Origin of the sequence: Bradyrhizobium centrolobii, assembly GCF_001641635.1 — a bacterium.
GTDB classification, from domain to species: domain Bacteria; phylum Pseudomonadota; class Alphaproteobacteria; order Rhizobiales; family Xanthobacteraceae; genus Bradyrhizobium; species Bradyrhizobium centrolobii.
Window position 1 is genome coordinate 72,764 of the sequence record NZ_LUUB01000053.1, and the last position, 8,400, is coordinate 81,163.

The 8,400-nt window shown below is 62.7% G+C and carries 7 protein-coding genes; 1 reads left to right on the plus strand and 6 read right to left on the minus strand.

Translation table 11 applies throughout. The features are described 5' to 3' along the window. Window positions 1–10 precede the first annotated feature (10 nt). From AYJ54_RS15715 to AYJ54_RS15740, 6 genes are all read right to left on the minus strand, one after another. The gene (locus AYJ54_RS15715) at window positions 11–1,060 is read right to left on the minus strand and encodes an ABC transporter substrate-binding protein (protein ID WP_063699839.1); all 1,050 of its coding nucleotides are present in this window, start codon (window positions 1,058–1,060) and stop codon (window positions 11–13) included. After that, on the minus strand, window positions 1,060–2,199 hold the full coding sequence (leuB, locus tag AYJ54_RS15720; RefSeq protein ID WP_063699840.1) for a 3-isopropylmalate dehydrogenase: 1,140 nt from the start codon (window positions 2,197–2,199) through the stop codon (window positions 1,060–1,062). The genes AYJ54_RS15715 and leuB overlap by 1 nt, the downstream gene beginning before the upstream one ends. Further along, a complete protein-coding gene (leuD, locus tag AYJ54_RS15725; protein ID WP_063699842.1) occupies window positions 2,196–2,831 on the minus strand; it encodes a 3-isopropylmalate dehydratase small subunit in 636 nt (211 codons plus the stop codon). Before leuD ends, leuB begins: the two co-directional genes overlap by 4 nt. Beyond that, window positions 2,832–4,241: a 3-isopropylmalate dehydratase large subunit gene (gene leuC, locus AYJ54_RS15730; protein ID WP_063699875.1), complete on the minus strand. Its 1,410-nt coding sequence runs from the start codon at window positions 4,239–4,241 to the stop codon at window positions 2,832–2,834. A gap of 178 nt (window positions 4,242–4,419) precedes the next feature. Then, window positions 4,420–5,373, minus strand: coding sequence for a LysR family transcriptional regulator (locus tag AYJ54_RS15735; protein WP_063699843.1), 954 nt, complete (start codon window positions 5,371–5,373; stop codon window positions 4,420–4,422). A 587-nt stretch (window positions 5,374–5,960) separates the two neighbouring features. Further along, window positions 5,961–6,692, minus strand: a complete 732-nt coding sequence (locus AYJ54_RS15740) for a 3-ketoacyl-ACP reductase (protein ID WP_082905671.1) — start codon at window positions 6,690–6,692, stop codon at window positions 5,961–5,963. A 203-nt stretch (window positions 6,693–6,895) separates the two neighbouring features. On the opposite strand from AYJ54_RS15740, the gene AYJ54_RS15745 reads away from it, so the two are divergent. Then, complete coding sequence (locus AYJ54_RS15745) at window positions 6,896–7,960, plus strand: IS110 family RNA-guided transposase (RefSeq protein WP_063697713.1); 1,065 nt, start codon at window positions 6,896–6,898, stop codon at window positions 7,958–7,960. Window positions 7,961–8,400: the final 440 nt, after the last annotated feature.

An 8,400-nucleotide genomic window follows, 5' to 3' on the forward strand; every position in this document is an offset into this window, starting at 1 on the left:
GCCTGCACCGTCAAGCTGGATAGGCCTTGCGCGCGGCTTCGATGAAGGTGGTATTGACGACGTCGGCCATCGTGAGCGGCTTGATGCCTGTCATTTCACGAAACCAGACCTTCTGACCGCGCGCGAAGCTGGCCGCATCGATGATGCCTTCGTAATCGGTGACCTTCTTCATGATCGCGATGTCAAGAATGTTCGCGTCGCGCGACGTGCTCCCGACATAGGGCTCGATCGCATCATAGATCTCTTCGGGAGAGTGCCCCTTGATCCACTGGGTTGCGCGCCACAGCGCCGTGACGAACGCCTGCATCTTCTGCGGGTCTTTGTCGATGGTCGACTGCAGAGTGAAGTGAGACGTAACCGGGACCTTGCCGCCGATGTACTTCGCCCAAACCGTCTCGTCCGTTCCATCGAACAACAGCGCGCCCCAGCCCTGCTCGATCGAATCCTTCAGGATCGATGGCGAGTTGATGAGAACATCGACCTGTTTCGTTTTCAACGTGCCCATCATGGTGTCGACATTGCCGGTGCCGATCCAGGTCACCTTGTCATCCAGCCCCATGGTTTCCATGTAGTAGGAGGCCCATACGTGGTTGGTGCCTCCCAGCGACGACACCGAAACGATCGGCTTCCGTCCATCAGGCCGTTTCCAGTTCGCCAGCGCCTCCAGGGTGGTGATGCCCTGATCGAAGAGATCCTTGCGGACGATGAATATCGCGGCGTTGCTGCGGGTATCGACGGGCATCAGGACCCGTGCGCTGCGGCCGTGATTGCTGAGCTGCATCGGGTGGGTGATATCGCCGATGCCGATGTCACCCTGGGACGAGGCGATGATCTCGCGCGTCTTCACGCCGCTGCCACCCTGGATCAGCTTGCAATCGAGGCCGGCCTCCTTGAAGAGCCCGGCCCGGTCGGCGACGAATTGAGACTGATAGATCGGAATGGCCACCGGATAGATCACGCGGCCCGACGGGGTATCCGCCCACACCCGCCCTGCCGCCATGGAGGCACCGGCGCCGGCGACAATCGTCAACGCGGACCGTCTGGTGACCTGAGTTCTCATCACGCGTGCTCCCTCTCCCTGCCGACTACTTTATCGAGTGCGTTCAGCACCGCATCGCCCATCTCCTGGGTCGAAAGTCTTTTTGCGCCGGGTTCGGCGATATCGGCGGTTCTTGCGCCGGCCGCCAGGGCCGTATCCACGGCCTTCTCCAGCAGCGTGGCATCATCGGGCCGATTGAGGGTCATGCGCAACATCATTGCGACGCTGAGGATCGAGCCGAGCGGATTGGCGATGCCCTTGCCCGCAATGTCCGGCGCGCTGCCGTGGACCGGTTCGTAGAGCGCCTTGCGGCGCCCCAGCCGGTCCGGCGGCCCGAGCGAGACGGACGGCAGCATGCCGAGCGAACCCGACGCCATCGCGGCGCAATCGGAGAGAATGTCTCCGAAGATATTGCAGGTCACCATGACGTCGAACTGCGCGGGCGCCCGCACGATCTGCATGGCGGCGTTGTCGACATAGAGGTGCGTCAGTTCCACATCGGAGAATTCCGCTTCATGCAGCGCCGTGACTTCCTCGCGCCACAGCACGCTGGTCTCCAGCACATTTGCCTTGTCGACCGAGCAGACCCGCCCCTTGCGCGTCCGCGCCAGCTCGAACGCGGTGCGCGCCACCCGACGGATCTGGCTGGTGGTGTATTGCTGGGTGTTGAAGCCGCGGCGCTGGCCGTCGGGCAGCGTTTCGATGCCGCGCGGCTCGCCGAAATAGATGCCGCTGGTGAGCTCGCGGATGATGACGAAGTCGACACCTTTCAGCACCTCGGCCTTGAGCGGCGCGGAGTCCGCCAGCGCCGGATTGGCGACTATAGGCCGGAGATTCGCATAGAGTTCGTACTTGCTGCGCACCGACAGAAGGCTTCCGGCCTTGCGCGCCGCCGGAGGAACCTGCGTGGTTTCCGGGCCACCCGTCGCACCCCAGAGAATCGCGTCGGCCTCCTCCATCGCCTCGACGGTATCATCCGGCAGCACCTTGCCCGTCGCGAGATAGGGGATGAGACCGTATTGCGCTTCGCGCAGAACCACCGGAACGCCACGCCGGGCCGAAAACCATTTGAGAATGCGATGGGACTGGTCGGTCACCTCCGGACCGATCCCTTCACCACCGACCACAGCCACCTTGATCATGTTCGAGAGCGTGTTCATGCCGATTGTCCTGCAAAGTGAATCCACGGCCGCGCGGCGCGGTCGGACGCCTGAAATGCGCGGATCTCGTGCTCTCGCCGCAACGTCAGCGAAATTTCGTCAAGGCCTTCGAGCAAACCCGCACGCCGGCGCGGATCAATCTCGAAGCCGTGTCGCGCGCCAGATGGCGACGTGACCGTCTGCTCCTGCAGATCGACACTGAGACGTCCCGCGCCTTGGCTCGCTTCGATCTCCGCGGCGAGGCCATCGATGGTAGCTTTGTCCAGCACCACCGGCAGGATGCCGTTCTGGAAGCAGTTGGCGAAGAAGATATCGCCGAAGCCGGATCCGATGATGGCGCGGATACCCATCTCCTGCAGCGACCACACCGCCGCTTCGCGCGACGAGCCGCAGCCGAAATTCGGCCCGGTAACGAGGATTTCCGCCGCGCGATAAGGCTCGCGATTCAGGATGAACTCCGGATTGTCCGAACCGTCCGGGAGGTAGCGGAGCGAACCGAACGCCCATTTTCCAAGACTGCCGCGGACGGAATTTCCGATCATGCGGTTGATGCTGATGATGACATCCGTATCGACATTTGTGCGCATGATCGGCGCGGCGATCGCGGTCAGTTTGGTGAAGGGTTGCGCCATCTAGCGCTCCATCGTTCGCACATCGGCGATGGCACCGGAAACCGCCGCCGCTACGGCCATGGCCGGGCTCGCCAGATGTGTGCGGGCACGCGGCCCTTGCCGGCCGATGAAATTCCTGTTCGATGTCGACACCGAGCGCTGGCCAGGCGGCACGGTTTCGCCGTTTGCGGCGAGGCACATGGAGCATCCGGGCTCGCGCCATTCAAAGCCCGCGTCGGTAAAGATCTTGTCGAGCCCCTCCGCCACCGCATCGCGCTTTACGGTCTCCGAACCCGGCACGACCCAGGCCCGCACGCCCGGCGCAACCTTGCGGCCGCGCGCAACCTCGGCCGCAGCGCGCAGATCGCTGAGGCGGCTGTTGGTGCACGAGCCGATGAAGACCCAATCCACCGGTGTGCCGGCGATCGGCGCACCCGGCTCGAGGCCCATATAGTCGAGCGCGATCTCGATCGCGCCGCGGCGCGCCGGATCGGCAACGTCTGCAGGATCCGGGACGCGGCCATCGACACCAAGGACATGCTCCGGACTGGTGCCCCAAGTGATCTGGGGGATGATGGTTCCGACATCGATCGACAGCTCGCGATCGAAGACGGCGTCGGTGTCGCTCTGAAGCGTTCGCCACGCCGCGACGGCCCGCTCCCACATCTCGCCTTGCGGCGCATAGGGACGGCCGCGGATATACGCGAAAGTCGCTTCATCCGGCGCGATCAGACCCATCTTGGCGCCGAGTTCGACCGACAGATTGCAGATGGTGAGCCGTCCTTCGACCGGCATGTTGCTGATCGCACTGCCGGCATATTCGACGGCATAACCGGTGCCGCCCGCGGCGCCGACATGGCCGATCAAGGCGAGGATGAGATCCTTCGCCGTCACACCGAATGGCAGCCGGCCGTCGAACCTTACGCGCATGGTTTTTGGCCGGCGCTGGATGATTGTCTGGGTCGCCAGCACGTGCGTGAGCTCGCTGGAGCCGATGCCGAAAGCCAGAGCGCCGAGTCCACCATGGGTGCAGGTATGGCTGTCGCCGCAGACGATCAGGCAGCCGGGAAGACTGAGACCGAGCTCCGGGCCGATGACATGAACGATGCCCTGCCCGGGCTGGTCGATGTCGAACATCCGGATGCCGCTGCCGGATGTCTCGGTCCGCAACGCCGCCAGCAGTTCCTGCCCGGTTTTGATCGTGCCGGCACGCCCGGACGCCGTCGAAATCGCATGATCCGGCGTGGCGAAGGTCAATTCGGGATTGTGGACCGGAATGTTGCGGCTTTTGAGGTCAATCAGGCCGCGGGAGCCGCCGAGGTCATGCAGCAAATGGCGATCCACATGGAGCAGATCGGTATCATCGCTGACCTCAGCGATGACATGCTGGTCCCAGATTTTGGCCAGCAGCGTGCGACCATGCTTGTCCACGATCCGCCCTCCCATGTTCGGCATCTGATGTGCCGTCCGCGTCCGCCGCAGTGGACGCAATTGCTGCCGACAGACAGCAAGCTTCGGGAGCAGAATAAAGTCCGTCCCGGAAATGTGGAGTGACGGTTGGGCAGCCGGCCATCGCGGCCGGCGATGGCTGAAGTCTGTGCCGGCGACGTTAGCTCCTGCCGGGCACGACGGTCAGCCGGTCGGAGACGCCGCTCACGGTGAGGCGCGCATCATCATGGGTCCGCAGATGGTCTACCAACAACTTCGTGACCGGTGGCAGCGACTTGTAATCGCGCACGCCCATGAGCAGCTCGCGCCGTGCCCACGACTCATCGAGCGGGACGGTGACGAGGCTGTCGACGCCGTACCGGCCGCGAACGATCTCCAACGGCACGATGCCGACCCCCATCCTGGCATCGATGACGCGGAATAGCGCATCGAAACTGCTGACACGGATGCGCACCTTGAGATGCTGCCCGAGAGCCGCGGCTGCCCTGACACAAAGTGTCTCGATCGAGCTGCCCTTCTCCAGGCTGACGAAGTCAAAATCGACCAGCTCGCGGAAGCGAACGTTGCTGCAGCCGGCCAGCGGGTGGTCGCGCGTGACCAGCGCGACCAGGCTGTCGCTGCGATAGGACAGCAACTCCAGATCCTGTCCGTCGATGTTGCCCCCGAAAATACCGATGTCAGCCCGGTTCTCCATCACCGCGCGCACGATCGCGGGGCTAAGATCCTCCTCGATGTCGATGCGGACCAACGGATGCCGTTCCAGGAACAGGCTGAGCTCGTCCGCCAGGGCTTCGAGGATCGCGGATTTGTTGGCACAGAGCCGGATCAGCCCGCGCTTACCCTGCCGGTATCCCGTCAGTTCGGTCTCGAGCTTGCTCAGATTTCCCAGGATGATGCGGGCGTGATCGAGCAGGGCAAAACCGGCAGGTGTCGGCTCGATCCCCTTTGAGTGGCGATGCAGCAGCTCGACCTGGAACAGATCTTCGATATCCGAGATGCGGCGGCTGACCGCGGACGCGGCGATGTTCTTCTTCTCTGACGCTTTCGCGATACTCTGTTCCTCGACGATCGCCACGAACAACTGCAGCGTCAGGAGATCGATTTTAGCCGTCATCCGTCAGATCCTCGACCGAACCCTCACAACGGGCGACTATAGCCTTTTTTCAGATCGCAGCCGGCGACTGATGCCCTCGTCCGCAGCAGAGATTGCGGCCCTTGCCGACAGTTCGCGCCGCAGCCCTCGCGCGTGAACCAACGCGTCGGTGCAGGGGGCCTCTATTTGACGGGGCTTTCTCGAAGGCAGTTTTTTATGGCGGACAAGGAGGGATTCGAACCCACTCCGAAGCGAGGGTCGAAAATCGCAGAAAAAACAAGTGTTTCCGAGCAACCTGCGAGGTCGTGTGTACCGGCCATGTGGACCGGATTTTTGGTCCAAAGTACAATCGACTCCTTGGGAAGAGTGGCGAGTTCTACCACCATCTGCGGACTTCCCCGCCCTTATTTGCCCTATCGGCGTAGACCTTGAGATACTTTATGATGAGGTGGCCGGCTGGGCTGGTTGAACGAGACCTTCTCGCTCCCCGGAAGTGACAGGATACAGCGCGACCGGGCAGGTGACGGGGGACAGACGCAGAATGCCTTGCCGGTTGGCGCGCGGAAGTACGCAGAAACCCGCCTTCGTGCGGCTCGGATTACTAAAGATCAAACGCGGTAGAGCTGCAGGCCGCCGCCAACGTCGATATGAATGCCAGTCGCGTAGGGGAGCTCTCCCCGTGCGAGGATTGTCACCGTCCGGCCGATCTCTTCAGGCTCGCCCCAGCGCGCCATGGGAATGCCGCCGGCGGCGATCAAGTCGTCATAACGATGCTTTGCCGCAGCCGTCATCCCTGTGCGAATAACACCTGGCCTGATCTCGTAAACCGCGATCGATTCAGTAGCCAATCGCGAAGCGAATAATTTTGCCATCATCGCGACACCTGCCTTACTGATGCAGTAGTCGCCTCTGTTCTCGCCAACGATTTCCGCGTTCGCTGAGCCGATGAAGATAATCGATCCCGGACGCCTTTCGGTGATACTTAAGCGCCTTTTTGCAAAAGACTGAGTGAGGAAAAAGCCAGCTCGAAGATTTATGTTGAGCGTCCGGTCATAGCTCTCCGGCTTCAAATCCAAGATATCCCCACGCTGTAACGAGGTGACGCCGGCATTATTGACGAGGCAGGAGGGTTCGCCGAGCTCTCCTGCGATCGTGGCCAACAACGCGTCGTGTTGCCCTATGTCGGACACGTCGCATCGGTAGTATCGGTCGGTGGTTGGAATTGCCTCCTGCTCCTGCGTCTCAAGGCTCACGCGGGGCGACCACAAAATTCGCCTTGCCAAGCGCGTCCGCAATCGCACGACCAATACCGCGCCCTGCACCCGTAACGATCGCAACATCCCTCATTGGTAGCGTTCTCCCATCCGGCGGCGCCAAAGCACGAGCCGATGAACACAGAACCGCGCCATGGCGCCGATCACAACTGCAAACGGTTACAAGATCGGGTCGGGAACGGCTAGTCAGCTAATGGGATGGTCCGGCCGTGCTCCGGCCCTGCCGGCACGAGAAGCTGGCAAGGGGCGCTCAAGACAAGGAGCACGCCATGTCTCAGAAACTCAACGCAGCGATCGCCGTGATCGGCATCGATATCGGCAAAAACTCGTTCCACATCGTGGGTCACGATCACCGCGGTGCCATCGTGCTGCGGCAGAAGTGGTCGCGCGGCCAGGTGGAAACGCGGCTCGCCAACCTGCCGCCGTGCTTGATCGGGATGGAGGCCTGCGTCGGCGCCCATCACCTCAGCCGCAAACTCCAAATGCTTGGCCACGACGCCCGCCTGATGCCGGCGAAATACGTGCGCCCGTATTCGAAGGGACAGAAGAATGACTTCCGAGATGCGGAAGCCATCGCCGAGGCTGTCCAACGCCCGACCATGAAGTTCGTCGCGACCAAGACCGCCGATCAGCTCGACCTTCAGGCACTGCACCGCGTCCGCGATCGATTGGTCGGTCAGCGTACCGGCGTCATCAATCAGATCCGTGCGTTCCTGCTGGAGCGGGGCATCGCCGTGCGGCAAGGCCTGCATGCCCTGCGGTCCGAGTTGCCGGGTATCTTGGCGACCCGCACCGATGTGCTCTCGCCTCGCATGTTGCGCATCATCGAGGGGCTGGCGGAAGACTGGCGCCGGCTGGATCAGCGCATCGAGGGGCTATCTGGCGAGATCGAAACACTCGCCCGTCAAGATGAGGCCTGCCAGCGACTGATGACGGTGCCTGGCATTGGCCCGATCATCTCGAGCGCAATGGTGGCCGCGATCGGCGCTGGAGACGTGTTCTCGAAAGGCCGCGACTTCGGCGCCTGGCTTGGACTTGTGCCGAAGCAGATCTCGACCGGCGACCGCACGATCCTCGGCAGTATATCAAGGCGCGGCAATCGCCACCTCCGCGCGCTGTTCGTGCAAGCCGCGTGGGTTGTGCTGGTCAAGCTCAGGTGTTGGGAGCGCTATGGCCTCGACTCCTGGATCGAAGCCGCCAAGAAGCGATTGCACCACAACGTGCTGGCGATTGCGCTCGCCAACAAGCTCGCCCGGATCGCCTGGGCGGTCCTCAACAAGGGACGCGCCTTCGCGTGCGCCAAGACGCAGGAGACGGTGTCCCGACCTGCGTGATCCTCGCGCCGTGCGCGGCGCCGTCAAGGCGCGGCCTGGCAGCAGGAGAGCAAGACGTCAGGACAGCCCGACGGCCGGCCTTGACGGCCCCTTGCGCGCGGCGCGTCTGCGCGCGCAGGCCGGGACGAAGGAACGACCGCCAGACACGAACACAGGAACAGCGCGACGTGAGGAGCCATCGATGACGTAACAACACCCTTACCCGCCGAGGTCTGCGAGAGGATGAGACGACGATGGAGAATCGGTCTTCCCGGCGCATGCGAACCCTGGTGACCCAAATGGCCCGTATGAGGCCTGTCCGCTAACCAGATCGCATTGCGCGCTGATATCCATGATGGCCCGGAGCACTGCGCTCCAAGCAGAGGCCGGATACATTGATGCAAGACCGCATCTACCGGATCGTCGAAATCTTCTTGCACCGCGCGGCCGGACCATACATT

What these genes read in the sequence shown, in the direction of transcription:
- AYJ54_RS15740 (WP_082905671.1), bottom strand. Translation starts at nt 6,692, where the DNA reads ATGTTGCGATCGTTACGGGTGCAGGGCGCGGTATTGGTCGTGCGATTG.
- AYJ54_RS15715 (WP_063699839.1), bottom strand. Translation starts at nt 1,060, where the DNA reads ATGAGAACTCAGGTCACCAGACGGTCCGCGTTGACGATTGTCGCCGGC.
- leuD (WP_063699842.1), bottom strand. Translation starts at nt 2,831, where the DNA reads ATGGCGCAACCCTTCACCAAACTGACCGCGATCGCCGCGCCGATCATG.
- AYJ54_RS15735 (WP_063699843.1), bottom strand. Translation starts at nt 5,373, where the DNA reads ATGACGGCTAAAATCGATCTCCTGACGCTGCAGTTGTTCGTGGCGATC.
- AYJ54_RS15745 (WP_063697713.1), top strand. Translation starts at nt 6,896, where the DNA reads ATGTCTCAGAAACTCAACGCAGCGATCGCCGTGATCGGCATCGATATC.
- leuB (WP_063699840.1), bottom strand. Translation starts at nt 2,199, where the DNA reads ATGAACACGCTCTCGAACATGATCAAGGTGGCTGTGGTCGGTGGTGAA.